The sequence below is a fragment of the Salmonella sp. 2020_1395 genome (assembly GCF_043848115.1).
Lineage (GTDB): Bacteria > Pseudomonadota > Gammaproteobacteria > Enterobacterales > Enterobacteriaceae > Salmonella > Salmonella enterica.
In genome coordinates, this window is sequence record NZ_JBCMFH010000001.1 from 1 (window position 1) to 25,015 (window position 25,015).

General features: G+C 50.3%; 29 protein-coding genes and 1 tRNA gene. 14 read left to right on the plus strand and 16 right to left on the minus strand.

Annotation, left to right across the window (positions count from 1 at the left end; all coding sequences use genetic code 11):
• Positions 1 to 174: 174 nt before the first annotated feature.
• Positions 175 to 262 (minus strand) — tRNA-Ser (locus ACH0WD_RS00005).
• A gap of 235 nt (positions 263 to 497) precedes the next feature.
• Here ACH0WD_RS00005 and ghrA point away from each other — a divergent pair.
• From ghrA to ACH0WD_RS00025, 4 genes are all read left to right on the plus strand, one after another.
• Positions 498 to 1,436, plus strand: a complete 939-nt coding sequence (ghrA, locus tag ACH0WD_RS00010) for a glyoxylate/hydroxypyruvate reductase GhrA (RefSeq protein ID WP_000402551.1) — start codon at positions 498 to 500, stop codon at positions 1,434 to 1,436.
• 84 nt (positions 1,437 to 1,520) lie between these two features.
• The gene (locus ACH0WD_RS00015) at positions 1,521 to 2,258 is read left to right on the plus strand and encodes a phosphatase (RefSeq protein ID WP_000283643.1); all 738 of its coding nucleotides are present in this window, start codon (positions 1,521 to 1,523) and stop codon (positions 2,256 to 2,258) included.
• A gap of 23 nt (positions 2,259 to 2,281) precedes the next feature.
• The gene (locus ACH0WD_RS00020) at positions 2,282 to 2,836 is read left to right on the plus strand and encodes a molecular chaperone (protein ID WP_001001883.1); all 555 of its coding nucleotides are present in this window, start codon (positions 2,282 to 2,284) and stop codon (positions 2,834 to 2,836) included.
• Positions 2,837 to 2,936: 100 nt separating this feature from the next.
• Entirely contained in the window at positions 2,937 to 3,419 is a 483-nt protein-coding gene (locus ACH0WD_RS00025; protein ID WP_001546652.1) for a DUF1097 domain-containing protein, read from the plus strand.
• Positions 3,420 to 3,457: 38 nt separating this feature from the next.
• Here ACH0WD_RS00025 and csgG read toward each other — a convergent pair whose 3' ends face one another.
• From csgG to csgD, 4 genes are read right to left on the minus strand one after another with little or no spacing between them, the layout of a single operon-like run.
• The gene (gene csgG / locus ACH0WD_RS00030) at positions 3,458 to 4,291 is read right to left on the minus strand and encodes a curli production assembly/transport protein CsgG (RefSeq protein WP_001137620.1); all 834 of its coding nucleotides are present in this window, start codon (positions 4,289 to 4,291) and stop codon (positions 3,458 to 3,460) included.
• Positions 4,292 to 4,317: 26 nt separating this feature from the next.
• Positions 4,318 to 4,734: a curli production assembly/transport protein CsgF gene (gene csgF / locus ACH0WD_RS00035; protein ID WP_001264073.1), complete on the minus strand. Its 417-nt coding sequence runs from the start codon at positions 4,732 to 4,734 to the stop codon at positions 4,318 to 4,320.
• A 26-nt stretch (positions 4,735 to 4,760) separates the two neighbouring features.
• On the minus strand, positions 4,761 to 5,156 hold the full coding sequence (gene csgE, locus ACH0WD_RS00040; RefSeq protein WP_000833305.1) for a curli production assembly/transport protein CsgE: 396 nt from the start codon (positions 5,154 to 5,156) through the stop codon (positions 4,761 to 4,763).
• Positions 5,157 to 5,160: 4 nt separating this feature from the next.
• Complete coding sequence (gene csgD / locus ACH0WD_RS00045) at positions 5,161 to 5,811, minus strand: biofilm master transcriptional regulator CsgD (RefSeq protein ID WP_000481517.1); 651 nt, start codon at positions 5,809 to 5,811, stop codon at positions 5,161 to 5,163.
• Between the two features lie 754 nt (positions 5,812 to 6,565).
• Between csgD and csgB the strand changes: the two genes are divergently transcribed.
• From csgB to ACH0WD_RS00075, 6 genes are all read left to right on the plus strand, one after another.
• Positions 6,566 to 7,021, plus strand: coding sequence for a curli minor subunit CsgB (gene csgB, locus ACH0WD_RS00050; protein ID WP_000791655.1), 456 nt, complete (start codon positions 6,566 to 6,568; stop codon positions 7,019 to 7,021).
• Between the two features lie 41 nt (positions 7,022 to 7,062).
• The gene (csgA, locus tag ACH0WD_RS00055; RefSeq protein WP_000771416.1) at positions 7,063 to 7,518 is read left to right on the plus strand and encodes a curli major subunit CsgA; all 456 of its coding nucleotides are present in this window, start codon (positions 7,063 to 7,065) and stop codon (positions 7,516 to 7,518) included.
• Between the two features lie 61 nt (positions 7,519 to 7,579).
• The gene (gene csgC / locus ACH0WD_RS00060) at positions 7,580 to 7,906 is read left to right on the plus strand and encodes a curli assembly chaperone CsgC (protein ID WP_000557256.1); all 327 of its coding nucleotides are present in this window, start codon (positions 7,580 to 7,582) and stop codon (positions 7,904 to 7,906) included.
• Between the two features lie 131 nt (positions 7,907 to 8,037).
• Complete coding sequence (locus tag ACH0WD_RS00065) at positions 8,038 to 8,358, plus strand: type 1 fimbrial protein (protein ID WP_000111254.1); 321 nt, start codon at positions 8,038 to 8,040, stop codon at positions 8,356 to 8,358.
• An 85-nt stretch (positions 8,359 to 8,443) separates the two neighbouring features.
• Entirely contained in the window at positions 8,444 to 8,983 is a 540-nt protein-coding gene (gene ymdB / locus ACH0WD_RS00070) for an O-acetyl-ADP-ribose deacetylase (RefSeq protein ID WP_000203946.1), read from the plus strand.
• Positions 8,919 to 10,406, plus strand: coding sequence for a phospholipase D family protein (locus ACH0WD_RS00075; protein ID WP_000976323.1), 1,488 nt, complete (start codon positions 8,919 to 8,921; stop codon positions 10,404 to 10,406). Before ymdB ends, ACH0WD_RS00075 begins: the two co-directional genes overlap by 65 nt.
• Before the next feature lie 16 nt (positions 10,407 to 10,422).
• On the opposite strand, the gene mdoC is transcribed toward ACH0WD_RS00075, so the two are convergent.
• Entirely contained in the window at positions 10,423 to 11,577 is a 1,155-nt protein-coding gene (gene mdoC / locus ACH0WD_RS00080; RefSeq protein ID WP_000100069.1) for a glucans biosynthesis protein MdoC, read from the minus strand.
• A 271-nt stretch (positions 11,578 to 11,848) separates the two neighbouring features.
• Between mdoC and mdoG the strand changes: the two genes are divergently transcribed.
• From mdoG to ACH0WD_RS00095, 3 genes are all read left to right on the plus strand, one after another.
• Positions 11,849 to 13,384: a glucans biosynthesis protein MdoG gene (mdoG, locus tag ACH0WD_RS00085; RefSeq protein WP_001562609.1), complete on the plus strand. Its 1,536-nt coding sequence runs from the start codon at positions 11,849 to 11,851 to the stop codon at positions 13,382 to 13,384.
• Positions 13,377 to 15,920, plus strand: coding sequence for a glucans biosynthesis glucosyltransferase MdoH (gene mdoH, locus ACH0WD_RS00090; protein WP_001044609.1), 2,544 nt, complete (start codon positions 13,377 to 13,379; stop codon positions 15,918 to 15,920). Before mdoG ends, mdoH begins: the two co-directional genes overlap by 8 nt.
• 65 nt (positions 15,921 to 15,985) lie before the next feature.
• On the plus strand, positions 15,986 to 16,213 hold the full coding sequence (locus tag ACH0WD_RS00095) for a YceK/YidQ family lipoprotein (protein WP_001217832.1): 228 nt from the start codon (positions 15,986 to 15,988) through the stop codon (positions 16,211 to 16,213).
• Here the strand turns inward: ACH0WD_RS00095 and ACH0WD_RS00100 are convergent, their stop codons facing one another.
• The 3 genes from ACH0WD_RS00100 to ACH0WD_RS00110 form a co-directional block, all read right to left on the minus strand.
• The gene (locus ACH0WD_RS00100) at positions 16,214 to 16,588 is read right to left on the minus strand and encodes a MysB family protein (protein ID WP_000180050.1); all 375 of its coding nucleotides are present in this window, start codon (positions 16,586 to 16,588) and stop codon (positions 16,214 to 16,216) included.
• Between the two features lie 81 nt (positions 16,589 to 16,669).
• Positions 16,670 to 17,884, minus strand: coding sequence for a multidrug efflux MFS transporter MdtG (gene mdtG, locus ACH0WD_RS00105; RefSeq protein ID WP_000075053.1), 1,215 nt, complete (start codon positions 17,882 to 17,884; stop codon positions 16,670 to 16,672).
• A 154-nt stretch (positions 17,885 to 18,038) separates the two neighbouring features.
• The gene (locus tag ACH0WD_RS00110) at positions 18,039 to 18,959 is read right to left on the minus strand and encodes a Kdo(2)-lipid IV(A) acyltransferase (protein WP_000163972.1); all 921 of its coding nucleotides are present in this window, start codon (positions 18,957 to 18,959) and stop codon (positions 18,039 to 18,041) included.
• A gap of 219 nt (positions 18,960 to 19,178) precedes the next feature.
• Here ACH0WD_RS00110 and ACH0WD_RS00115 point away from each other — a divergent pair, with 219 nt between their 5' ends.
• Positions 19,179 to 20,231, plus strand: a complete 1,053-nt coding sequence (locus ACH0WD_RS00115; RefSeq protein WP_001144635.1) for a rhodanese-related sulfurtransferase — start codon at positions 19,179 to 19,181, stop codon at positions 20,229 to 20,231.
• Between the two features lie 51 nt (positions 20,232 to 20,282).
• Here the strand turns inward: ACH0WD_RS00115 and ACH0WD_RS00120 are convergent, their stop codons facing one another.
• The 7 genes from ACH0WD_RS00120 to pyrC all read right to left on the minus strand — a co-directional run bounded on the left by ACH0WD_RS00120 (position 20,283) and on the right by pyrC (position 24,984).
• Positions 20,283 to 20,858: a YceI family protein gene (locus ACH0WD_RS00120; RefSeq protein WP_000739881.1), complete on the minus strand. Its 576-nt coding sequence runs from the start codon at positions 20,856 to 20,858 to the stop codon at positions 20,283 to 20,285.
• The gene (locus ACH0WD_RS00125) at positions 20,855 to 21,427 is read right to left on the minus strand and encodes a cytochrome b (protein WP_001159776.1); all 573 of its coding nucleotides are present in this window, start codon (positions 21,425 to 21,427) and stop codon (positions 20,855 to 20,857) included. Before ACH0WD_RS00125 ends, ACH0WD_RS00120 begins: the two co-directional genes overlap by 4 nt.
• Before the next feature lie 262 nt (positions 21,428 to 21,689).
• A complete protein-coding gene (locus ACH0WD_RS00130; protein ID WP_001253282.1) occupies positions 21,690 to 21,803 on the minus strand; it encodes a YceO family protein in 114 nt (37 codons plus the stop codon).
• Between the two features lie 40 nt (positions 21,804 to 21,843).
• On the minus strand, positions 21,844 to 22,962 hold the full coding sequence (gene solA, locus ACH0WD_RS00135) for an N-methyl-L-tryptophan oxidase (protein ID WP_000872774.1): 1,119 nt from the start codon (positions 22,960 to 22,962) through the stop codon (positions 21,844 to 21,846).
• Positions 22,963 to 23,074: 112 nt separating this feature from the next.
• Positions 23,075 to 23,329: a biofilm formation regulator BssS gene (bssS, locus tag ACH0WD_RS00140; protein ID WP_000414441.1), complete on the minus strand. Its 255-nt coding sequence runs from the start codon at positions 23,327 to 23,329 to the stop codon at positions 23,075 to 23,077.
• A 289-nt stretch (positions 23,330 to 23,618) separates the two neighbouring features.
• A complete protein-coding gene (gene dinI / locus ACH0WD_RS00145) occupies positions 23,619 to 23,864 on the minus strand; it encodes a DNA damage-inducible protein I (RefSeq protein WP_001217763.1) in 246 nt (81 codons plus the stop codon).
• A 73-nt stretch (positions 23,865 to 23,937) separates the two neighbouring features.
• Entirely contained in the window at positions 23,938 to 24,984 is a 1,047-nt protein-coding gene (gene pyrC / locus ACH0WD_RS00150; protein ID WP_000126601.1) for a dihydroorotase, read from the minus strand.
• Between the last annotated feature and the right edge of the window lie 31 nt (positions 24,985 to 25,015).

A 25,015-nucleotide genomic window follows, 5' to 3' on the forward strand; every position in this document is an offset into this window, starting at 1 on the left:
TCGACCTGCTCAACGACGGCTATTTTAAAGGATAGAGGATAATCGCGTTGGGTGCGTTTGAACTCAGTCATCATCACGTTCTCCGGATTTAAGTCTGGAACGTGTCAACGCTATTCAGGACGGGTCATTATGTAAAAAAAAGCCCGTACATTCGTACGAGCTCTTTCTTAAATATGGCGGTGAGGGGGGGATTCGAACCCCCGATACGTTGCCGTATACACACTTTCCAGGCGTGCTCCTTCAGCCACTCGGACACCTCACCAAATTGTCGCTCCAGCATTACTGGAACGGGCGCTAATGTAGGGAAATATCCTTTCTACGTCAATCAACTTTTTTAAAAAAAAGCGCGTTTATACAAACTTCCACCAATCTGTGGCTTTAATAAGCGAAAACTGCTTTTTTTGCCCGCGCCGGGAAATTTGCTATGCTGCACATCCCGTTGAAAACGCTGATAACAGGCGCAATCACATTCCGCACCATACTGCTCAGGAGATAACATGGAGATAATTTTTTATCACCCGACATTTAACGCCGCCTGGTGGGTAAATGCGCTGGAGAAGGCTCTCCCACATGCGCGCGTTCGTGAATGGAAGGTCGGTGATAACAACCCCGCAGACTATGCGCTTGTATGGCAGCCCCCGGTTGAAATGCTGGCCGGAAGACGCTTAAAAGCCGTCTTTGCGCTGGGCGCGGGGGTGGATGCAATTCTGAGTAAATTAAATGCGCATCCGGAAATGCTGGACGCCTCCATTCCTCTATTCCGTCTGGAAGATACCGGAATGGGCCTGCAAATGCAGGAGTATGCCGTCAGCCAGGTATTACACTGGTTCCGTCGTTTCGATGATTATCAGGCGCTGAAAAATCAGGCGCTATGGAAACCGTTGCCGGAATATACCCGCGAAGAATTTAGCGTCGGTATCATGGGCGCAGGGGTGCTGGGCGCAAAAGTGGCAGAAAGTCTACAGGCATGGGGGTTCCCGTTACGTTGCTGGAGTCGTAGCCGCAAATCCTGGCCTGGCGTGGAAAGTTATGTGGGGCGTGAAGAGCTGCACGCTTTCCTGAACCAGACGCGGGTGCTGATTAATCTGCTGCCGAATACGGCCCAAACGGTAGGAATTATTAATAGCGAATTGTTGGATCAATTGCCGGATGGCGCTTACGTGCTGAATCTCGCGCGCGGCGTTCATGTTCAGGAGGCGGATCTGCTGGCTGCGCTTGATAGCGGTAAGCTAAAAGGCGCGATGTTGGATGTCTTTAGCCAGGAACCGTTACCGCAGGAAAGTCCATTATGGCGCCATCCGCGAGTCGCCATGACGCCGCACATTGCGGCAGTCACCCGTCCAGCGGAAGCCATCGATTATATTAGCCGCACCATTACCCAGCTGGAGAAGGGAGAGCCGGTGACGGGGCAGGTGGATCGGGCGAGAGGATATTGACATCAACCCGGCGCGGGCCGGGTTTCGCTAAAAAACGCTGGCGATACCTGCTATCCTTGTCGGAAATGACTACAGGAGAGAGCAATGTATCCCGTTGACCTGCATATGCATACCGTCGCCAGCACTCATGCCTACAGTACTCTGAGCGATTATATCGCGGAAGCCAAACGCAAAGGCATTAAACTTTTTGCGATTACCGATCATGGTCCGGACATGGAAGATGCGCCGCATCACTGGCATTTTATTAACATGCGCATCTGGCCGCGTCTGGTTGACGGCGTGGGGATACTGCGTGGCATTGAGGCGAATATCAAGAACATTAACGGTGAAATTGATTGTTCCGGAAAGATGTTCGACTCGCTGGATCTGATTATCGCAGGCTTCCATGAGCCCGTTTTTGCGCCACATGATAAAGAAACCAATACCCAGGCGATGATCGCGACCATCGCCAGCGGCAAGGTGCATATAATTAGTCACCCCGGAAATCCAAAGTATCCAGTGGAGGTTAAAGCCATCGCGCAGGCGGCGGCGAAACACCATGTAGCGCTGGAAATCAACAACTCTTCTTTTCTGCATTCGCGTAAAGGAAGTGAAGATAATTGCCGCGCGGTCGCTGCCGCCGTACGCGATGCGGGAGGCTGGGTAGCGTTAGGCTCTGATTCCCATACGGCCTTTACGCTTGGCGATTTCACCGAATGCCGGAAAATTCTGGATGCGGTGAATTTCCCGGAAGATCGAATCCTGAACGTCTCGCCGCAGCGCTTACTGGCCTTCCTCGAATCACGCGGTATGGCGCCTGTACCGGAATTTGCCGAACTATAATCGTTATTTACGGGAAGATATCAATGAATGAGTTTTCAATCCTGTGCCGTGTGCTGGGATCGTTGTTTTACCGCCAACCGCAAGATCCTTTACTGGTTCCGCTGTTTACGTTAATCCGTGAAGGTAAACTGGCGGCAAACTGGCCGCTGGAGCAGGATGACATGCTGGCGCGTTTACAGAAAAGCTGCGATATCACGCAGATTTCCACTGATTACAATGCGTTATTTGTTGGGGAAGAGTGCGCGGTAGCGCCATACCGCAGTGCGTGGGTCGAAGGCGCGGAAGAGTCTGAGGTGCGCGCTTTTTTAACGTCGCGAGGGATGCCGCTGGCCGATACGCCTGCCGATCACATTGGCACTTTATTGCTCGCGGCCTCCTGGCTGGAAGATCAGTCTGCCGAAGATGAAAGTGAAGCGCTGGAAACCTTATTTGCCGATTATCTGCTTCCCTGGTGCAATACCTTCCTCGGTAAAGTTGAAGCCCATGCCGTTACGCCATTCTGGCGCACTCTGGCGCCGCTAACGCGTGATGCGATAGGGGCCATGTGGGATGAACTTCAGGAAGAAGATGAAGAATAATGTGATGTAAATCACTCTTAACTGCAACGGGTTTTACATCATTGCATAAAATGTGTGCGTGATCTCATTAATATGCCGCTTTTCTGTTATGATGCGCGCCATGAACATACTTCTTTCTATTGCTATCACGACGGGCATCCTTTCTGGAATATGGGGATGGGTGGCCGTCTCCCTGGGGTTACTAAGCTGGGCCGGTTTTTTAGGCTGTACGGCTTATTTCGCCTGTCCGCAGGGCGGCTTTAAGGGATTGTTAATTTCTGCCTGTACGCTGTTAAGCGGTATGGTGTGGGCGCTGGTCATTATTCACGGTAGCGCGTTGGCGCCGCATCTGGAAATTGTCAGTTACGTGTTGACGGGGATCGTGGCATTCCTGATGTGTATCCAGGCAAAGCAGCTATTGCTTTCTTTTGTCCCGGGAACATTTATCGGCGCCTGCGCGACATTTGCAGGGCAGGGTGACTGGCGGTTGGTATTACCGTCGCTGGCGCTGGGGCTAATCTTTGGCTATGCCATGAAAAATAGTGGGCTATGGCTGGCATCACGCCGCGAGCAACATTCAGCGAATACGGCGGTCACAAAATAAAAAAGCGTGGGGTTCTTCCCCACGCTTTGTCGTATTCATCAGGATTCTGGCGGTACTGACAGCTCACGGTATTTCACCAGAATATCATTTTGCCTGTCCGCTTTATTCTGCAAATCCCACAGTCCACGATCGATACCATCATTAATGAGGAAGATAACGCCGGTTTCAATGGCTGACATCAGACACAGCATCACCGGTTCGTTCGAGGTATAGCCGATTTCGCCTTCCAGTAAGCGCTGATAATCAATAAAACGGAACACGCCTGCCTGTACTTCATAGGAAAGGATCGTTTTACTGGTGTTCACCGAAGAAAGGATCTCGCCCGTACTGACGTTAACCACGCGCAGGTTGACAGCAATCTGATCCAGCTGATACTGCGTATCGGCGCCAATACCGAAATATCTTGCGCCGACCCCGCCGGATTTGACGTTACTTTCATAACCAATAATAGAACCTTCCACCATAATATTTGCCGCCGTCAGCGACTGAAGCGGGATACGGTTATTCATCGCCACGGTGCCGTTTTCCTGGGCTGCGCGAATAATTTTCCGTTCATTCAAAAGATTCTGTAAGCCTTGTCGTTCCAGCGGGATAAACCAGCGCGAATCTTTCAGAGCAGTGACCAACATAGCGGTGGCGCTCTGCGGCACAGCCGTAGAAAAGTTACTTGCCGGGTAAGGTTTAAATTGGCCCGTTTCATCCTGAATGTTATATACCGAAACAAAGATCTTACCGGTGGGAGCAGGTAAGTGCGTCAAATCTTTGTAACTTTGTGCGCGGGGCATTAATGTCGGTTTCGCAGCTTGTTTCGGCGGGGCAGTTAAGCATCCGCTCAACAATAAAACGGCAACCAAAATAAGTAAGCGCGGCATGATTTATATCCTTTAGTGACTGTAGCTTAAAAATCGGTTGACTGAGTTTGTAAACCTGACACTTCGATGGTCGAGGTTCTTCCCGTTTTTCTGTCCGTGACGTTGAGCTGAAGCTGTCCGTCGCGATTAGCGATATCGATAATAAAATCGTTGGTCACCATACGTCCTGGTTTCCCGGTATTAATATTGGTCAACAAGCCGCCCAGAATTTGCGATTGAATAGCCTGCGTAAAGTTATCCAACGCTGAGGGGGTTTCGATACCAAAATCGTTATCATAAGCGGGGTCTTTATATGAATTTTGCGCCTGGGCGCTATTCAATAAAAAGGAACCGTTATTGGGGTTTCCACCAAAGTTAGGATTACGGAACTGGAACGTCATATTTCCAGCCCAGGTTAATGGCGAAAAAAGCATGAGCAGCACTACTGCATGTTTAACACGCATGACAGCCTCCGGATAAAAATCATGTTTTAGAATTCATCACGCGCTAAATCACTCGTACTTAATAGCGTTTGATCTATTTGTCGGCGATTTAATGCTTCCTCTGTTTGCGCTAATGCGAAGACGACGGTTTTCTCGAAGTCTCTTTTCATTGGAAATAAAAAAGTCTGGAAAATAACGTCCTGATTTACCGTTATGGTGATCCAGCTTCCCCAACGCGCACTGGGTCTTTCATTAATGGTCAGATTGCCGGTGTAGTCGCTTTCCCATTTGTCGCTGAATGCACGATAGAATTCATGTCCTATCGAAGAGACGGTATGGTCGGTTAACAATCCGGGAACCTCGACTTCAACTTCATTGGCATGCAGGTTTCCGGTAGCGAACAGTAACTCTGCTGCTACAATCCAGGTCAGATAGCGTTTCATGGCCTTACCGCCTGAGATTATCGTTTGCCCATGAAACTGCCTGGGTGCGATTTTTGACAGCTATCTTTTTGAAAAGATTATAAAGATGTGTCTTAACCGTATTCTCGCTGATAAATAGCGACCTGGCGATTTCATTATTAGAGGCACCAATACGTAACTTATTGAGGATCTCTTTTTCGCGATGAGTGAGTAATGCGGACTCGGTGCTGTTGTAGCGGTAATTTCCTGAGTGTGTAATCAGGTAACTGGCTAATTTTTGTGAAAAATAGCATTCGCCCCGCAGAATACCCTGTAATCCGCTGACCACGTGTTCCTGGTCTTCAGTGGCGTAAAACACGCCGTTAATATGAGGCCAGTTTTCAATTTCACGGTAGGGATAATCGTCAGGGGTATTTAACAATAATGTTTTTATATTATTGTTTTTGCGGCTTAAATTATCCTGCCAATAGTGAATAAGCTTCTTATCCGCTTCCATCATATCCATTAAAACAATGCAACCGGCTGAGATATCTTCCAGAGAACGTTGAATATTATGCAGTTTTCCGGTTATGGCCAGCGATTGCTTTAAATGTTGCAATAATGCCGTAGCTTGCAGAGATGGCTTTGTGATCAACAATAGTGTGTGACCATGACTACTATGGACTTCATTAAACATGATGAAACTCCACTTTTTTTAATCGCACATCTGACAGCTGCCCCCATAAAATAAAGGCACCAGAAGTACTGACAGATGTTGCACTGCTGTGGGTTGAAATAGCCCATTATCCAGAAAGAGAAAAATATTTACGAAAATACTTTTAACTGTTTTCAATCTAGCCATTACAAATCTTAAAGCAAGTGTTAAACTTGTAACAAGATGTAAAAATATATATTAAAATGTTGTTTTTGGGTTTTTTTGAAGTTTAGATTTGATAGTAAAGTTGTACATTTCGCTGTTATTGCATAGATTTAAAAAATCATACAAATTATAATAATTAATTGATTTTTAATCATTTTAATTATTGTATGTCATGTTTTGATTTTATTTTTTCTTGAAATTTGAGACGTGGCATTAACCTGGACAGCACAAAGACAAAAAAAACGAAGTGTGTCACGTCTTGTGCGTATTGCCCCCCATGGGAAGCATAAGAACATCCCCATGGCGGCATAACACACACCAACACTTCATTTTTTAGGTGCGCGATACACTCTCTTCTATGGCCAAAAATCAATTATAAAAAATCACATGGCTATCGTTTTATTAGCACTTTGGTATGAGCTTAAATAACAAAATACCACGCGTGGGTGAGTTATTAAAAATGTTTCCACGGACATACTCTTCATCGTAACGACGCGTTAACAAAAAACGCATGTCGCTAACAAGGTAATAGATAATTTTCGCTATGTACGACCAGGTCCAGGGTGACAGCATGAAAAACAAATTGTTATTTATGATGTTGACAATACTGGGTGCGCCTGGGATTGCAACCGCGACAAATTATGATCTGGCTCGTTCAGAGTATAATTTTGCGGTAAATGAATTAAGCAAGTCTTCATTTAATCAGGCGGCCATTATTGGTCAAGTCGGCACGGATAATAGTGCCAGAGTACGCCAGGAAGGATCAAAACTATTGTCCGTTATTTCACAAGAAGGAGGAAATAATCGGGCGAAAGTCGACCAGGCAGGGAATTATAACTTTGCGTATATTGAGCAAACGGGCAATGCCAACGATGCCAGTATATCGCAAAGCGCTTACGGTAATAGTGCGGCTATTATCCAGAAAGGTTCTGGAAATAAGGCCAATATTACCCAGTACGGTACGCAGAAAACAGCAGTTGTAGTGCAGAAACAGTCGCATATGGCTATTCGCGTCACCCAACGCTAATACCGTTACGACTTTTAAATCAATCCGATGGGGGTTTTACCATGAAACTTTTAAAAGTGGCAGCATTCGCAGCAATCGTAGTTTCTGGCAGTGCTCTGGCTGGCGTCGTTCCACAATGGGGCGGCGGCGGTAATCATAACGGCGGCGGCAATAGTTCCGGCCCGGACTCAACGTTGAGCATTTATCAGTACGGTTCCGCTAACGCTGCGCTTGCTCTGCAAAGCGATGCCCGTAAATCTGAAACGACCATTACCCAGAGCGGTTATGGTAACGGCGCCGATGTAGGCCAGGGTGCGGATAACAGTACTATTGAACTGACTCAGAATGGTTTCAGAAACAATGCCACCATCGACCAGTGGAACGCTAAAAACTCCGATATTACTGTCGGTCAATACGGCGGTAATAACGCCGCGCTGGTTAATCAGACCGCATCTGATTCCAGCGTAATGGTGCGTCAGGTTGGTTTTGGCAACAACGCCACGGCTAACCAGTATTAATTTAGCGTCTGCGCTAATAAAAAAACAGGGCGTAAGCCCTGTTTTTTTTCGGGAGGAAATTATGCATACTTTATTGCTCCTTGCCGCACTTTCAAATCAGATTACGTTTACCACGACTCAGCAAGGCGATATTTACACGGTGATCCCTCAGGTCACATTAAACGAACCCTGCGTCTGTCAGGTGCAAATTCTCTCTGTGCGCGACGGCGTCGGGGGACAAAGCCATACACAGCAAAAACAAACGCTATCTTTACCTGCTAATCAACCGATTGAGTTGTCTCGTCTTAGTGTAAATATATCTTCAGAGGACTCGGTTAAAATTATTGTTACTGTTTCGGACGGACAATCACTGCATTTATCACAACAATGGCCGCCTTCTGCACAGTAGTTTTTGATGGTGGCGGAAATGGATTGGCTGACCTGGGTATTAAAGAGGCGATAAAAGCGTCTCATCGTCTCGGCATGTCGCTAAAAGGTAACGCCGAACCCTCGAGGATGACTAATCATTGAGGAGTTAACATGTCCGTAATCAAGAAAAATATCCCTGCCATAGGCCTGTGTATCTGCGCTTTTTTTATCCATTCTGCGGTAGGGCAACAAACGGTACAGGGCGGCGTTATCCATTTTCGCGGCGCGATTGTTGAGCCACTGTGCGATATTTCTACTCACGCCGAAAATATTGATTTAACCTGCCTACGCGAAGGTAAAAAGCAAATGCACCGGATAGACCTTCGGCAGGCATCTGGATTACCGCAGGATATTCAGTCCATTGCGACGGTACGGCTGCATTATCTCGATGCGCAAAAAAGCCTGGCGGTGATGAATATTGAGTACCGTTAACGGCGGTGTCATAGATATAAAAAGAGCGACTCTGTTGAAAGCCCTGCTGTACACTTTGCAGATAAGGTGAGACAAAGGGGGGGTTATGACATCACGTCTTCAGGTCATACAGGGTGATATCACTCAACTTAGCGTCGATGCGATTGTGAATGCCGCTAACGCATCATTAATGGGCGGCGGCGGCGTAGACGGCGCGATTCATCGCGCGGCGGGGCCGGCATTGCTGGACGCCTGTAAACTCATCCGTCAGCAACAGGGCGAATGTCAGACGGGACATGCGGTTATCACGCCTGCTGGCAAGCTTTCGGCAAAGGCGGTTATTCACACAGTGGGGCCCGTCTGGCGAGGCGGCGAATACCAGGAAGCTGAGCTACTCGAAGCGGCATACCGGAATTGTTTGCTGCTTGCCGAGGCGAATCACTTTCGTTCCATCGCTTTTCCGGCAATCAGTACCGGCGTTTATGGCTATCCACGCGCCCAGGCCGCTGAAGTCGCCGTCAGGACGGTTTCAGATTTTATTACCCGTTACGCTCTGCCTGAACAGGTATACTTTGTCTGTTATGATGAAGAAACTGCCCGGCTTTACGCAAGATTACTTACTCAGCAAGGCGACGACCCTGCCTGATAAAACACGCCTGGAGCGTGCCGTTGAACCGCTATGCGCGCGCCATCCCGGAGAGTGCGGCATTCTCGCGCTGGATAACAGTCTGGACGCTTTTGCCGCCCGCTACCGCCTGACTGAAATGGCGGCGCGGACGCTGGATGTGCAGTATTATATTTGGGAAGACGATATGTCCGGGCGGCTGCTCTTTTCGGTACTGCTGTCGGCGGCGAAGCGCGGCGTTCATGTTCGTCTGCTGCTGGATGATAACAATACGCCTGGTCTGGATGATACGTTGCGCTTGCTGGATAGCCATCCTAATATCGAAGTTCGTCTGTTTAATCCTTTCTCTTTTCGTACGCTACGCGCGCTGGGATATTTGACGGATTTTGCGCGGCTGAATCGGCGGATGCACAATAAAAGTTACACTGCCGACGGCGTAGTGACGCTGGTCGGTGGGCGCAACATCGGCGATGCCTATTTCGGCGCTGGCGAGGAGCCGCTATTTTCCGATCTGGACGTGATGGCCATTGGCCCGGTGGTCAATGATGTCGCCAATGATTTTGAACGTTACTGGCGCTGTAGTTCAGTGTCGACATTGCAGCAAGTATTATCCCTTTCTGAGCAGGAACTGACGCAACGTATCGAACTTCCCGAATCCTGGTATAACGATGAGATCACCCGCCGCTATCTGCATAAGCTGGAAACCAGCCAGTTTATGGCGGATCTCGATCGCGGAACGTTGCCGCTGATTTGGGCAAAAACACGCTTGCTTAGCGATGACCCTTCTAAAGGCGAGGGGAAGGCGCAGCGCCATTCGCTTCTTCCGCAGCGATTATTTGACGTGATGGGGTCGCCGACGGAGCGTATCGACATTATTTCCGCTTACTTTGTCCCCACGCGCGCAGGCGTGGCGCAGTTGCTTAATCTGGTCAGGAAAGGCGTGAAGATCGCCATCTTAACTAACTCTCTGGCGGCCAACGATGTGGCGGTCGTTCACGCAGGGTACGCGCGCTGGCGCAAGAAATTACTGCGCTATGGCGTGGAGCTCTACGAACTGAAACCGACCCGCGAACATGAAACCGCTGTACATGATCGCGGACTCACCGGGAACTCAGGTTCCAGCTTACATGCTAAAACGTTCAGTATTGATGGTAGTAAGGTGTTTATCGGGTCGCTTAATTTTGATCCCCGTTCAACGCTTTTAAATACCGAAATGGGCTTTGTCATTGAAAGTGAAACGCTGGCGACGCTTATTCATAAGCGTTTTACGCAGAGCCAACGCGATGCGGCCTGGCAACTGCGGCTGGATCGCTGGGGACGAATTAACTGGATCGATCGTCAGCAAGAAGAGGAAAAGGTGTTAAAGAAAGAACCCGCTACGCGTTTCTGGCAGCGAGTTCTGGTACGGTTGGCGGCAATTTTACCTGTGGAATGGTTGCTGTGAACCCGCGCGCGGAAAACTACCCGATCGCGGCGCGGCTTTCTTGTTTTACCGGCGGTTTACCTGAAAAGAGAAATTTCAGAAGCGGGATGCGTAAATGAATTTCATACAGAATTAACGCAATACCCATAACAAATATCAGCCCGCACAAGAACCCGATCAGGTTGGAGGAGATATGCGGCGTAATATACGCGCCAAAGAAAAGCGTTAAGGGATGATGCACCAGATAAATAAACAGCGAAGCATTCACGAAATAGGTGACGCGCGCGGACTGGAAGTTTAACAAGCGATGCCCCAGTGAAAATACTACGTTCACCATCCACAGCCCCATGACCATCGTAATCACGGATTCGGTTTCGTACATCCAGGCGTCGCCGCTCCCATAACGTTGATTCAGCAGATAGGCGATAAAAGCAACGGCAGCGCCTAAAGTGCATCCGCGTGAGGGCGTGGTGAAGCGCGCTTTCAGATCGGGGTGAATGAAGGCCAACGCGCCGAGAATAAAAAACGGCACATAAAATAGCGTTTGCATCACAATAAAATTGAACATGCCGTCACTGAGGATTGCCGGATATACGATGAAAATAATGCGCCTGATAGCGGCGTAAGCCATCCCCAGCAGGAAAAAAATAAGCGAAAGCCTGGCTAGTGAAATAGCGGCGGGACGAGGCTTGCTTGTTTCCTGCCTTTTTTGGAACCAGGTAAAAATCCCGATGCTGACTGTGGTTAATATCACCAGCACCAGTAAAAACCACAGATGTGAAATGAGTTCCCACGCTAACGTATTATATTTTTCATAGGCAGAGAGTGTAGGCCAGTTCTCTGTTTTCTCTTTGACATATTGCAACAGGATAAATTGCGGCAAGGTAAGCAAAGGGATTGCGGTAAGCATAGGAATACCCACACGTTCTACCCGTACTTTCCACCAGCGTTTTAACGGATAACGTAAAAACAACATGTACGAAAAATAACCAGAAATAACAAAAAACACCTGCATACGAAAAGCGTGGATAAAATCGTTAAACAGGGTTAGCCACCATGATGGCGTGGCGCTATTGACATGCCAACTGTGAGTGGAATAGATCAACGAGATATGAAAGGGAATCCCTAACAACATCAGCCATGCGCGGATAGAGTCAAGAAAATATTCACGCGGCGCGGGTACAGAGCTCATATAAGGTCACGTATTCTCAGATTTTTCACCTTATCCATAAGGCGAATTATAGTTACATTCGGTAGCAACCCTACACCAACTCCGACAACCTGTCTCCAGGATAAGCACGCAAAGTGAAAACAGGCGCGGGAGGTGCTTAATCCATGAGCCAGCGCGCTGAACAAAGCCTGGATTCAGTTGTCGTAATGCCTGATTATCCATTAAAATGGATCGGATCGATATAAGCACACAAAGGGGGAAGTGCTTACTTATTATGAAACATAAACGACAAATGATGAAAATGCGTTGGTTGGGCGCAGCTATTATGTTAACGCTTTACGCATCATCGAGCTGGGCGTTCAGTATTGATGACGTGGCAAAACAAGCTCAATCTTTAGCCGGGAAAGGCTATGAGGCGCCTAAAAGCAACTTGCCCTCCGTTTTCCGCGACATGAAATATGCGGATTATCAGCAGATCCAGTTTAACAGCGATAAAGCCTACTGGAACAACTTAAAGACCCCTTTTAAGCTCGAATTTTACCATCAGGGGATGTACTTCGATACGCCGGTCAAGATTAACGAAGTGACGGCGACGACGGTCAAAAGAATCAAATACAGCCCGGATTACTTCAATTTTGGCAATGTTCAGCACGATAAAGACACGGTAAAAGATTTAGGCTTCGCCGGGTTCAAAGTTCTGTACCCCATCAACAGTAAAGATAAGAACGACGAAATCGTCAGTATGCTTGGCGCCAGCTATTTCCGCGTTATCGGCGCAGGCCAGGTATATGGCTTATCTGCGCGCGGCCTGGCGATTGATACCGCCTTACCATCTGGTGAAGAGTTTCCCCGCTTTCGCGAGTTCTGGATTGAGCGTCCAAAACCCACCGATAAGCGTTTGACCGTCTATGCATTACTGGATTCTCCGCGCGCGACCGGCGCTTACCGTTTTGTGATCATTCCTGGCCGCGATACCGTGGTGGACGTGCAGTCAAAAGTCTATCTGCGCGATAAAGTGGGCAAGCTGGGCGTTGCGCCATTAACCAGTATGTTCCTGTTTGGGCCAAACCAGCCGTCGCCGACGACCAACTATCGTCCGGAACTGCATGACTCGAACGGCTTATCCATTCATGCGGGTAATGGCGAGTGGATTTGGCGTCCGCTGAACAATCCAAAACACCTCGCTGTGAGCAGCTATGCAATGGAAAACCCTCAGGGATTCGGCCTGTTGCAGCGTGGTCGCGAGTTCTCGCGCTTTGAAGATTTAGACGATCGCTACGACCTGCGTCCAAGCGCCTGGATTACCCCGAAAGGCGACTGGGGCAAAGGTAAGGTTGAACTGGTTGAAATTCCGACCAATGATGAAACCAACGATAACATCGTCGCTTACTGGACTCCGGATCAACTGCCGGAACCGGGTAAAGAGATGAACTTCAAGTACACTCTGACCTTCAGCCGCGATGAAGATAAACTTCATGCGCCGGATAATGCCTGGGTGCTGCAAACACGCCGCTCAACGGGCGACGTTAAACAGTCGAATCTGATTCGCCAGCCCGACGGCACTATTGCCTTTGTGGTGGATTTCGTTGGCGCCGACATGAAAAAACTGCCGCCGGATACGCCCGTCGCTGCGCAAACCAGCATTGGCGATAACGGTGAAATCGTTGACAGTAATGTACGCTATAACCCAGTCACTAAAGGCTGGCGTTTAATGCTGCGCGTGAAAGTCAAAGACGCGAAGAAAACCACGGAAATGCGTGCCGCATTGGTGAATGCCGATCAGACGCTAAGTGAAACCTGGAGCTACCAGTTACCTGCCAATGAATAAAACAACTGAGTATATTGACGCACTGCTGCTTTCTGAACGTGAGAAAGCGGCATTGCCGAAAACTGACATCCGCGCCGTGCATCAGGCGCTGGATGCCGAGCATCGGACTTACTCGCGAGAAGACGATTCACCGCAGGGTTCCGTAAAAGCCCGCCTTGAACACGCCTGGCCGGATTCATTGGCGAAGGGGCAGTTAATTAAAGATGATGAAGGGCGCGATCAGTTGCAGGCTATGCCAAAAGCGACGCGCTCTTCGATGTTTCCCGATCCCTGGCGAACCAACCCGGTTGGCCGTTTCTGGGATCGTCTGCGTGGGCGGGATGTGACGCCGCGCTATGTTTCTCGTCTGACAAAAGAAGAGCAGGCGAGCGAGCAAAAATGGCGTACCGTCGGCACTATACGCCGCTATATTTTGTTAATTTTGACTCTGGCGCAAACCGTCGTCGCGACCTGGTATATGAAGACCATTCTGCCTTATCAGGGATGGGCGCTCATCAATCCTATGGATATGGTGGGGCAGGATATTTGGGTCTCCTTTATGCAGCTCCTGCCCTACATGCTGCAAACCGGTATCCTGATTCTGTTTGCCGTGCTGTTCTGCTGGGTGTCAGCCGGATTCTGGACGGCGCTGATGGGCTTCCTGCAACTGCTTATCGGGCGCGATAAGTACAGCATCTCCGCGTCTACGGTTGGCGATGAGCCCCTCAATCCGGAACACCGGACGGCGCTGATCATGCCTATCTGTAATGAAGACGTTAGCCGCGTTTTCGCCGGTCTGCGCGCGACCTGGGAGTCCGTTAAAGCCACAGGCAACGCCGCGCATTTTGACGTCTATATCCTTAGCGACAGTTATAACCCGGATATCTGCGTGGCGGAGCAAAAGGCGTGGATGGAGCTTATCGCGGAAGTGCAGGGCGAAGGCCAAATTTTTTACCGTCGCCGCCGCCGCCGTATGAAACGCAAAAGCGGCAATATTGACGATTTTTGCCGCCGCTGGGGCAATCAGTACAGCTATATGGTGGTGCTGGACGCGGACTCAGTGATGAGCGGCGAGTGTCTGAGCGGTCTGGTGCGCCTGATGGAAGCGAACCCTAACGCCGGGATTATCCAGTCTTCGCCGAAAGCGTCGGGGATGGATACTCTGTATGCCCGCTGCCAACAGTTCGCGACCCGTGTTTATGGGCCGCTGTTTACCGCCGGGCTGCACTTCTGGCAGTTGGGGGAGTCGCACTACTGGGGGCACAATGCCATTATCCGCGTGAAGCCGTTTATCGAGCACTGCGCTCTGGCGCCGCTGCCGGGAGAGGGTTCGTTCGCCGGATCGATTCTTTCCCACGACTTTGTGGAGGCGGCGCTAATGCGTCGGGCAGGGTGGGGCGTCTGGATTGCCTACGATCTCCCCGGTTCCTATGAAGAGCTGCCGCCAAACCTGCTGGATGAGCTTAAACGCGACCGCCGCTGGTGTCACGGCAACCTGATGAACTTTCGTCTGTTCCTGGTGAAAGGAATGCACCCGGTGCATCGCGCCGTGTTCCTGACGGGGGTAATGTCATATCTGTCCGCGCCGTTATGGTTTATGTTCCTCGCGCTTTCTACCGCGCTGCAGGTCGTTCATGCGTTAACAGAGCCGCAATATTTCCTTCAGCCGCGCCAGCTTTTTCCGGTCTGGCCGCAGTGGCGTCCGGAACTGGCAATCGCGCTGTTTGCGTCAACGATGGTGCTGCTGTTCCTGCCGAAGCTGCTCAGTATTATGCTGATCTGGTGTAAAGGCACCAAAGAGTATGGCGGTTTCTGGCGCGTTACGCTGTCGCTATTGCTGGAAGTGCTGTTCTCCGTGTTGCTGGCGCCGGTGCGTATGCTGTTTCATACCGTGTTTGTGGTCAGCGCGTTCCTCGGCTGGGAAGTGGTCTGGAACTCACCGCAACGTGACGATGATTCTACGCCGTGGGGAGAAGCCTTTATGCGTCACGGCTCTCAACTGCTGCTGGGGCTGGTCTGGGCGGTGGGTATGGCGTGGCTGGATTTACGCTTTCTGTTCTGGCTGGCGCCGATTGTCTTTTCGCTGATTCTGTCGCCATTTGTTTCGGTGATCTCCAGTCGTTCAACGGTAGGATTACGCACCAAACGCTGGAAGCTGTTCCTGATCCCGGAAGAGTATTCGCCGCCTCAGGTGTTGGTCGATACCGATAAATATCTGGAGATGAATCGCCGCCGTATTCTGGACGATGGCTTTATGCATGCGGTATTTAACCCGTCGCTGAATGCGCTGGCGACCGCGATGGCCACCGCGCGTCACCGCGCCAGTAAGGTGCTGGAAATAGCCCGCGATCGTCATGTGGAGCAGGCGCTAAACGAAACGCCGGAGAAACTGAACCGCGATCGGCGCCTGGTTTTGCTCAGCGATCCGGTGACGATGGCGCGTTTACACTATCGGGTCTGGAATGCGCCAGAGAGATACTCTTCCTGGGTAAACCATTATCAGTCTCTCGTCCTGAATCCGCAGGCGTTGCAGGGGCGAACATCGTCAGCGGGATAAGGTCTGGAGTGAGGTGAAAAATACCGGCGTGATGCCGGTATTTTTATAGTGAAATGAGGTATCAGGTGCGTATATTCGCGGTGAGCATAATGGTGATTACCCTGAGCGGCTGCGGCAGTATTATCAGCAGAACGATCCCAGGACAAGGACACGGCAACCAGTATTACCCTGGCGTGCAGTGGGATATGCGTGATTCCGCATGGCGCTATATCACTATCCTCGATCTGCCCTTCTCACTGATCTTCGATACACTGCTACTGCCGCTCGATATTCACCACGGGCCTTATGAGTAATTAACGCTCATCCCATTCGTCTGCCGCAGTACGGCCTTCCTCGGTATCAAGCGGGGGTTCAAGCTGGAATTCCCCTTCATCCCATTCATGCAAAGTATTCTCTTCCTGCCATTCCTGGCGGATCTCTATCTCATCATAATCGCCGTCAAACACGCTCTGCGCGGCTTCACCACTCAGCATCGGCAGACATTCGCCATCTTCACCTTCATCGGCGAAAAATTCGACCTGCCACATGATGTCCCCATCCTGCAGTACATATTTCTGAACGTTGAACTGCTGCACATTCGCTTCATCTTGTTCGAGGCCTGGATGGTCAGCCAGAAATTCTTCCCGGGCTGCATCGATAGCTTCTTCCAGCGTGGCATACATGGTCATCAGTGTCTCCCTTTGATTTGATGAGGTATTTAGGGAAAGAATAGCTGATTCTGTAATATTGCAAGTATGAAAGCGCAAAAATTATTCTATTGCCAGTCTGCGCCGTCGTAAGCTGTTCCATGAATAGATAGCATTGAACAACACCACGCCTGCCGTGACGCAGAATACGGCGCGGAAGCCATAGCTCGCGGAAATTGCGGCGCCCATGAGAGGGCCGGTGACGTTGCCGATATCGCGGAAAGATTGGTTGTAACTGAATATGCGCCCGGCTATCTGGTTGGTAGAGTTGTAAACCAGCAGAGTTTGAACGGCTGGCAGCAGCGCGCCATCCGCCGCGCCAAGCAGAAACCGCAATAGCGCGAGCTGCCACGGCGTTTGCACAAAAGACATTGGAATCAGCAGCAGTACGGAAATAATCAGCGCGACGATAAGAATCTTTTCCGGGCCAATTCTGTCGCCAAGCTTGCCGAGCCGGGGGGCGCTAAGTAATGCCGCCACGCCGGGAACGGACGCTATCATCCCGCTAATGAACGCAATATTACTGACATTTCCCGCGAGTTCGCGCACATAGAGCGTCAGGATGGGCGCAATAGACCCCGTCGCCACCTGAATAATCAGCGTGGTGACAAACAGGCTTAACACCAGGCGGGGATTTTTTAACGAGGCGACCACTTCCCGAACGTGAAGCATCTCTTTTTTGCTCACCGGCAGGAAATTCTCGCGAATGAAAAAGAAGGTGAGCAGAAAACAGATAAACAAAACGCTGGCGGTAATAAAAAAGACCGGACGAAGGCCGTAATGGTCGGCGAGCAGACCGCCCGCAAGTGGGCCAAGCAGAGCGCCGCTGACGCCGCCAGTAGAGAGCGTCCCTAACGCCCAGCCGCTTTTGTGGCGCGGCACCTGAGTGGCGATGAGCGCATTGGCGTTGGGAATAAATCCGCCCAGCAGGCCTAATAACGCGCGGAGGATCAGAAATTGCCAGATATTTTGCGCCATGCCCATTAACAGCATCACAATGGCCATGCCGAGAGCGGAACGCAACAGCATGATCTTACGCCCTTTACGATCCGCCAGACCGCCCCAAAAAGGGGACGCGATAGCTGAAAAGAGGAACGTAATACTAAAGACCAGCCCGGACCACATGTTGAGTGCGCTATGGCCTGTTACGCCGAGTTGCTCAACGTAGAGAGGGAGAAAAGGCATGACCAGGCTGAATGCCGCGCCGGTTAAAAAACAGCCCAGCCAGGTAACGGTTAGATTGCGTTTCCAGTTTATGGGGACATCAGAGGGTGACATAGCGTTCCACAGTATGATGCGCGGTTTGCGCTATCATCAATTTAATTATGAGCGTACTAATTATAATTATGCGCCGACCTTACCAGCCTCGCAATGTGGGGAGCTTTTAAAGCTAAAAGAGGGGAAAAATTGCAGCCTGACGGCTGCAATCCTGTCAATAGCGCGACGGTACGCCTTCAGGGCGAGTTTTAAAGCGGCGATGCAGCCACATATACTGCTCTGGCGCCATCATAATGCACTGCTCGACAATCTTATTCATCCACGCGGCAGTCGCTTCTGCGTTCTCCAGCGGAGGCGAATATTCCGCAGGAAGAATGATCAGTTCGTAGCCTTTTCCATCGGGTTTACGGCGAGGCACGAAGGGGATAATACAGGCTTTAGACATGCGCGCCAGCATCCAGGTACCGGAGGTCGTAGCGGCCTGGTCGACGGCGAATAATGGTACAAAAACGCTGGCGCGCGGGCCATAATCGTGATCCGGCGCATACCAGATCAATTCGCCACTTTTCAATGCCTTAACCATGCCTTTCAGATCTTTGCGATCCAACATCGATTTATTGGAGCGTAAGCGTCCCCAGGTCTGTAACCAGTCGAGCAACGGATTATCATTCGGGCGATAAACTCCGATACCCGGGTTATGCATACCAAACATGCGGGCGCCAAACTCAAGGGTAAGAAAATGTATTCCTACCAGAATGAACCCCAGCCCCTGCGCCTTAACTTCACGGATATGCTCCAGACCGCTCGCTTCCATCCAGCGGTTCACTCGCCGATCGGGCCAGAACCAGGCCATGCCGGTTTCCATCACGCCCATACCGACGGATTCAAAGTTTTTGACCACCATGGTGTGGCGTTCCTGCGCGCTCATTTCCGGAAAGCATAATTCAAGGTTGCGATAGGCGATTTTCGCGCGGCGTTTCATTACGCGTCGCGCCAGGTGGCCCAATGCGCAACCCAATTTATAGATGACCGGGTAGGGGAGTTGCACGACCAACCAAAGCGCGCCTATACCCAACCAGGTTAACCAATAGCGCGGGTGCAGTAAGGCCACGGAGAACTTAGGCAACTTCGTCATTTCTATCCTGTCTTTCAACGAACAATTCCCCGTATTCTCGCATCTTTTTGCGTTGAGCAAAAATATGTAGCAGGAGAGTGGCGATTAAATCGACAATTGTTGTTAATTATTTAGTGTAAAGCAGGAAATGTAGCGCAAAATGTGTGGATGTAAATTGGCGAGACTTGCCTTATCATGCCTGCCCACTTTATTTTTTGCTGATTGCAGGATACGTACACCATGCCAGTGTTACACAACCGCATCTCTAATGACGAGCTGAAAGCCAAAATGCTGGCGGAAAGCGAGCCGCGTACGACAATTTCTTTTTATAAATATTTCACTATCGCCTCGCCGCAACAGACGCGGGACGCGTTGTATCAGGTGTTTACGGCGTTGGACGTTTTTGGTCGCGTTTACCTGGCGCATGAAGGCATCAATGCGCAAATCAGCGTGCCGCAAAGCAAGGTCGAGACCTTTCGTCAACAGCTTTATACGTTCGATCCCGCGCTGGACGGGCTGCGTTTAAATATTGCGCTGGAGGATGACGGAAAGTCATTTTGGGTGCTGCGTATGAAAGTTCGCGACCGTATCGTCGCTGACGGTATTGACGATCCGAGTTTTGACGCCAGTAATGTCGGCGATTATCTGAAGGCGGCAGATGTGAATGTGATGCTGGACGATCCTGACGCGGTCTTTATTGATATGCGCAACCACTATGAGTATGAAGTCGGCCATTTCGAAAATGCTCTGGAAATCCCGGCGGATACGTTTCGTGAACAGTTGCCAAAAGCGGTTGAAATGCTGCGGGAACATGCAGATAAAAAGATAGTGATGTACTGTACCGGCGGTATTCGTTGTGAGAAAGCCAGCGCCTGGATGAAACACAACGGTTTCAATAAAGTCTGGCATATTGAGGGTGGCATCATTGAATACGCCCGTCGCGCGCGCGAGCAGGGGCTTCCCGTTCGCTTTATCGGCAAAAATTTTGTATTTGATGAGCGAATGGGCGAACGAATCTCGGATGAGGTTATCGCGCATTGCCATCAGTGCGGCGCGCCCTGCGATAGCCATACCAACTGCAAAAATGACGGTTGCCATCTGCTGTTTATCCAGTGTCCGCAGTGCGCCAGTAAATTTAACGGCTGCTGTAGTGAACAATGCTGTGAAGAGCTGGCCTTGCCGGAGGAAGAACAGCGCCGACGTCGTGCGGGTCGCGAGAACGGCAACAAAATTTTTAATAAATCGCGTGGTCGGCTTAATAGCAAACTGAGCATTCCCGATCCGGCTGAGTAATATTTTGCCGGATAGCAGCGTAAAGGCCGCTATCCGGCATTTCGCCAGGCGTTACTTCTGCTGAACGCCTTCTACTGAGATGATAAGCTCAACCTCTTGTGAGGCCGGGCCGAGATCGGTAGTTATATTGAAATCCTTCAGCTTAATTTTTCCTTCGGCCTCAAAGCCCGCGCGCTTACCGCCCCACGGATCGTCGCCCTGGCCCATCAGCTTCGCTTCCAGCGTTACCGGTTTAGTCACGCCATTGAGCGTCAGATTGCCGGTAATATCCAGTTCATCGCCCTCTTTTTTCACGCTGGTAGAGGTGAAGGTTGCCTGCGGGAATTTCGCAACATTAAGAAATTCCGCGCTACGCAGGTGTTTGTCACGTTCGGCATGGTTAGTGTCGACGCTATTGGTGTTAATGGTCACGTTCACTTTGTCGGCCGACGGATTTTTTTCGTCAAAAGTGAACGTGCCGTCGAAATCTTTAAAGGTGCCGTACAGCCAGCTGTAGCCCAGATGCTGGATGCGGAAATTGACGAACGCATGTTGGCCTTCTTTATCAATTTTATACTCCGCCGCCACGGCGGAACCGGTCGTGAATAACAAGGATGCGAAGGTGAATCCCAGCAGGTTTTTTTTCATTTTTGAGCTCCATAGTCAGATGACGACATTCCTGTCATACGTTTCAGTGTGTCGTCTTTATCGATGAAATGGTGTTTTAGCGCCATAACCCCATGCGAGAGCGAGATAATGACCAGCGACCAGGCAAACCACAGATGCAGCGTTCCGGCGATGTCAGCCTGCGCGCCCGCGTCCGTAAGCGTGGCCGGAATCTCAAACCAGCCAAAGACGCTAATCGGTTTACCATCGGCGGTGGAAATCAGGTAGCCGCTAATGATTATCGCAAAGAGCAGGAGATACAGGAGGAGATGACCCGCGGCGGCGCCAGCGCGCGTTAAACGGGAATAGCTGGTCAACGCAACGGGCGGCGGAGAATAAAGCCGCCAGATAATACGCACGATCAGCGCCATCATCAGTAATATGCCAATACTTTTATGCATTTCCGGTGCCTGGTGATACCAGCCGTCGTAATAACTGAGCGTGACCATCCATAAGCCCAACGCAAACATGCCATAGACCACCAGGGCGGTCAGCCAGTGGAGCGCGGCGGAAATCACGCCATAACGCTGTGGAGTATTTTTAAATTGCATAAACACACCAACGAATATTTCACGAGAGAATGAAAATGGCGTGGAAAAGCGCCGAATGCAACTTATAAATAAGAATTTGAATGATATTTATTTTTATTTCAATAATTTTGATGTTGTTTGCGGTTCAGCTTCAGAAGTTTCGAGATATTTCCCCCTGATAACCGCACAACGGCAGGAACTGACATTATTGCCGTGCTTCAACGTTATGAAATAAAAAGTGAGGAACTTTCAGGAAGTGTCAGTTAACGTCAATGAAAAGCAATCAGAAGAAAAGGAGATAAACAATATCCATCACCGCCAGCAGCGACCAAAGAATAACGTAAAGCATGAAATGTTCGCGAATATTATTCATCAGAAAATGAAAGAGACGACGCATAGCTTACCTTAATAAACAGCCCCTTTACGGGGCCGACAAATTATTGGCTAAAACGGGAAAGCCGGAACGGCGTCAGATCAAAGGAGGGCGTTTTTCCCAACGCAAAATCCGCAGCGATTTCTCCTAACACCGGGGCGAATTTAAAACCATGTCCGCTGAGTCCAGTGATGACAAGCGTGTTCTCATGGCCAGGCAGCGTATCGATAATAAAATCCTCGTCCGGCGAATTATCATAGGTACATGCCGCCCCATGTAAACAACCGCCGATACCCGGCAGTACGTTACGCAGGAAAGGAAATGCTTCCGCGCCATCGCTGGCAACGGCGGCAAAGGGCTTGCGCTCTTCCGGAGCCTGTATTAGCTGTCCGCCATTGTGTTTGCCGATTTTTAACTCGTCGTTCTCCGCCGGGAAGCCGTAATATTGATCGCCGTTGGGCATTTCGCCGGTAAAGGCCGGAAAGCGGTTTTTAGTGCTGTAACGTCCATCCGCCTTAAACCAGGCAAAAACTTTACGTACGGGCTGAACGGGCAGCTCCGGTACCAGCGCTTTGACCCAGGTGCCCGCGCTAATTAGCGCCTTGCTGGCGTGGTAGCTGCCTTCACTCGTCTCTATCGTCACACCGTTATCATCATGATGAATATGGCTTACCGGGCTGTTGAATAGCTGTGCGCAGCCAGCCTCTCGGGCCAGACGAAGCCATGTGGTAATGGCTAATTCGCTGCGCAGGAAACCGGAGTCAGCTTCAAACAGCCCGATATAATTATCGGGCACGCGAATTTCCGGCCAGCGCGTCATGAGGGCCGTCGCGTCCAGGCGCTCGACGTTCAATTGCCACTGTTGCGCGCTTCGTGCGACGTTGGCTAAGAAAGCGGAATCGGCCGGGCCGAGGTTGACGACGCCGGAGCGGACAAAAATAGGCTCTTCATTGTGTGTGGAGAGTTCATCCCAAAGCGTCTGGGCGCGAAGCACCAGCGGGACATATTTTTCGCCTTCACCATAAGCGTGGCGGATAAGACGGGTATCGCCGTGGTGGCTGCCCTGTTGATGAGGCGGCATATGCGCATCGGTCATCAGGACCTTTAGCCCGGCGCGGGTGGCGTAATAACCAGCGGCGGCGCCAACCGAACCGCTGCCGATAATAATAAGGTCGTATTTCATCAGCTTCTCTCTGCTATCGCGATGATTTCAGGGTAAATAACTGCGCTGAGATATACAAGCCAGAAATAAGTGAGGCACCTTACGGTGCCTGAGAGAGGGGGAGCGCGTCACGCTAATGGCGACGATACTCGTTTTCCTGGTAATCGCCTGATTCTATTTTGGCGATGCCGGCTTCTAATATTGAAATAAATTGCCTGGCTACATCTGTTGTTAACCAGAGCGTTTGACCAACTTCAGTCCCTTCCGGTTCCGGACGATTTGGGGTCTGGTAGTGCAAACGCAGCATCAGCGCATCATAGCTATCGACGGTGCTGATGTCCCATCCTACAAGCGGATGGGTCTGAATGACTTCATTATTCTTTTCCATCATGCCCCCCTGGTACGTGTTATAAGACAACGGTTCTCGAGGTTCAATGCGTGTTTTTCTTCTGAAGCAACTTCAGTATACCAATTAATAAGGCTATTCACTGCGTTTTTAAAGAGACCGGAGGATAAATTTCTCTTTTTAAGAATTATATGAACAATAAAGCGGCAGTTCATTCATATTTTTTTAGGATGTTGTGCAATTATTTTGAGGGTCAGGTGAAATATTCATCAGTTGCGCAAATAAAAAAGCCGGGGCGACCCGGCAAACATACATCACTGCATATCATTTTTTATTCATTGATGAACCAGTCATCAGCGCTCTCCCAGGTCTCCTGGAGAATCTCGCTAATGCGTTCTTTGTCCTCTTTTGATGCGCCAATGACGGACAAGTTGTTGGCGGTAGCGTAACGCACGGTGACGTTACCCAAATTCTCCGGAAAATGATGGCTAATACGACGGGAGAGTTCGCCCGCCAGCGCATCAATCGCACCGGCAGGCAGAGGTGACGTTTTGGCTATAGTGACTTCAATACGCATAATGGCCCCCTGTTTAATATACTGGATATATATACAGTTAAATCCAATATATAGCAACAGGTAAGCGCATTTTTTATTTTTTTACTGACCAGCGTACTGTTTCACCCGCTAAAAAAGGCACCAGCGAATCATCAGCCAGCGCGATATTTTCCGGTACCTGTTGTTCATCGCGAACCAGTTCCACCCACCCCGTATTCACCGGCAGGCCATAGAATTGCGGGCCATTCAGTGAACAGAACGCTTCAAAGTGCGCCAGCGCGTTCATTTCCTCAAACACGGCGGCATAACTGCCAAGGGCGGAGGGTGCGTTGAAACAACCGGCGCAGCCGCAACTGGTCTCTTTACGATGACGTGAATGCGGCGCTGAATCCGTCCCCAGGAAGGCGCGCGTAAAACCACTGGCGACCAGGTCGCGTAACGCCTGCTGGTGAATATTGCGTTTCAGAATCGGCAGACAGTACAGGTGAGGACGAATGCCGCCAACCAGCATATCATTACGGTTAAACATTAAATGTTGAGGCGTAATGGTAGCCGCCAGGTAGTCGTTGCCGTCACGGACATACTGCGCGGCATCTTTGGTCGTGATGTGCTCAAAGACCACTTTAAGCGCGGTCAGACGCTGGCGTAGCGGTTCCATTACGGTGTCGATAAAACGCGCTTCGCGATCGAAGATATCAACCTCCGCATGGGTCACCTCACCGTGGACCAGTAATGGCATTCCGAGTTTTTCCATCCGCTCCAGTACCGGCATGATAGCGTCGACTGACGTTACGCCATGACTGGAGTTAGTGGTGGCATTGGCCGGGTAAAGCTTAGCCGCAGTAAACACGCCTTCATGGAAACCACGCTCCAGTTCATCGGCATCGAGCGAATCCGTTAAATAGCAGGTCATTAACGGCGTGAAATCATGCCCGGCGGGCACCGCATCGAGAATACGCTGGCGGTAGGCGATCGCTGCATCAACGGTCGTGATGGGGGACGCCAGGTTCGGCATCACGATAGCGCGACCATAAATTTCGCTGGTATAGGGTACGACCGTTTTTAACATGTCGCCATCGCGAAGGTGAACGTGCCAGTCGTCCGGGCGGCGGATCTTTAAAACCTGGGATGGTGCAGTCATTAATAAGCTCCGGCTGAGGAATAGTCTTTTT

Excerpts from the sequence above, each read along its gene's own strand:
- ACH0WD_RS00130 (WP_001253282.1), bottom strand. The coding sequence starts at position 21,803 with ATGCGTCGTCTCTTTCATTTTCTGATGAATAATATTCGCGAACATTTC.
- ghrA (WP_000402551.1), top strand. The coding sequence starts at position 498 with ATGGAGATAATTTTTTATCACCCGACATTTAACGCCGCCTGGTGGGTA.
- dinI (WP_001217763.1), bottom strand. The coding sequence starts at position 23,864 with ATGCGTATTGAAGTCACTATAGCCAAAACGTCACCTCTGCCTGCCGGT.
- csgD (WP_000481517.1), bottom strand. The coding sequence starts at position 5,811 with ATGTTTAATGAAGTCCATAGTAGTCATGGTCACACACTATTGTTGATC.
- ACH0WD_RS00110 (WP_000163972.1), bottom strand. The coding sequence starts at position 18,959 with ATGACGAAGTTGCCTAAGTTCTCCGTGGCCTTACTGCACCCGCGCTAT.
- ACH0WD_RS00015 (WP_000283643.1), top strand. The coding sequence starts at position 1,521 with ATGTATCCCGTTGACCTGCATATGCATACCGTCGCCAGCACTCATGCC.
- ymdB (WP_000203946.1), top strand. The coding sequence starts at position 8,444 with ATGACATCACGTCTTCAGGTCATACAGGGTGATATCACTCAACTTAGC.
- ACH0WD_RS00075 (WP_000976323.1), top strand. The coding sequence starts at position 8,919 with ATGATGAAGAAACTGCCCGGCTTTACGCAAGATTACTTACTCAGCAAG.
- mdtG (WP_000075053.1), bottom strand. The coding sequence starts at position 17,884 with ATGTCACCCTCTGATGTCCCCATAAACTGGAAACGCAATCTAACCGTT.
- mdoC (WP_000100069.1), bottom strand. The coding sequence starts at position 11,577 with ATGAGCTCTGTACCCGCGCCGCGTGAATATTTTCTTGACTCTATCCGC.
- csgC (WP_000557256.1), top strand. The coding sequence starts at position 7,580 with ATGCATACTTTATTGCTCCTTGCCGCACTTTCAAATCAGATTACGTTT.
- bssS (WP_000414441.1), bottom strand. The coding sequence starts at position 23,329 with ATGGAAAAGAATAATGAAGTCATTCAGACCCATCCGCTTGTAGGATGG.
- csgB (WP_000791655.1), top strand. The coding sequence starts at position 6,566 with ATGAAAAACAAATTGTTATTTATGATGTTGACAATACTGGGTGCGCCT.
- solA (WP_000872774.1), bottom strand. The coding sequence starts at position 22,962 with ATGAAATACGACCTTATTATTATCGGCAGCGGTTCGGTTGGCGCCGCC.
- csgG (WP_001137620.1), bottom strand. The coding sequence starts at position 4,291 with ATGCCGCGCTTACTTATTTTGGTTGCCGTTTTATTGTTGAGCGGATGC.
- ACH0WD_RS00025 (WP_001546652.1), top strand. The coding sequence starts at position 2,937 with ATGAACATACTTCTTTCTATTGCTATCACGACGGGCATCCTTTCTGGA.
- mdoH (WP_001044609.1), top strand. The coding sequence starts at position 13,377 with ATGAATAAAACAACTGAGTATATTGACGCACTGCTGCTTTCTGAACGT.
- ACH0WD_RS00115 (WP_001144635.1), top strand. The coding sequence starts at position 19,179 with ATGCCAGTGTTACACAACCGCATCTCTAATGACGAGCTGAAAGCCAAA.
- pyrC (WP_000126601.1), bottom strand. The coding sequence starts at position 24,984 with ATGACTGCACCATCCCAGGTTTTAAAGATCCGCCGCCCGGACGACTGG.
- ACH0WD_RS00125 (WP_001159776.1), bottom strand. The coding sequence starts at position 21,427 with ATGCAATTTAAAAATACTCCACAGCGTTATGGCGTGATTTCCGCCGCG.
- ACH0WD_RS00100 (WP_000180050.1), bottom strand. The coding sequence starts at position 16,588 with ATGACCATGTATGCCACGCTGGAAGAAGCTATCGATGCAGCCCGGGAA.
- csgF (WP_001264073.1), bottom strand. The coding sequence starts at position 4,734 with ATGCGTGTTAAACATGCAGTAGTGCTGCTCATGCTTTTTTCGCCATTA.
- mdoG (WP_001562609.1), top strand. The coding sequence starts at position 11,849 with ATGATGAAAATGCGTTGGTTGGGCGCAGCTATTATGTTAACGCTTTAC.
- ACH0WD_RS00020 (WP_001001883.1), top strand. The coding sequence starts at position 2,282 with ATGAATGAGTTTTCAATCCTGTGCCGTGTGCTGGGATCGTTGTTTTAC.
- csgA (WP_000771416.1), top strand. The coding sequence starts at position 7,063 with ATGAAACTTTTAAAAGTGGCAGCATTCGCAGCAATCGTAGTTTCTGGC.
- csgE (WP_000833305.1), bottom strand. The coding sequence starts at position 5,156 with ATGAAACGCTATCTGACCTGGATTGTAGCAGCAGAGTTACTGTTCGCT.
- ACH0WD_RS00120 (WP_000739881.1), bottom strand. The coding sequence starts at position 20,858 with ATGAAAAAAAACCTGCTGGGATTCACCTTCGCATCCTTGTTATTCACG.
- ACH0WD_RS00065 (WP_000111254.1), top strand. The coding sequence starts at position 8,038 with ATGTCCGTAATCAAGAAAAATATCCCTGCCATAGGCCTGTGTATCTGC.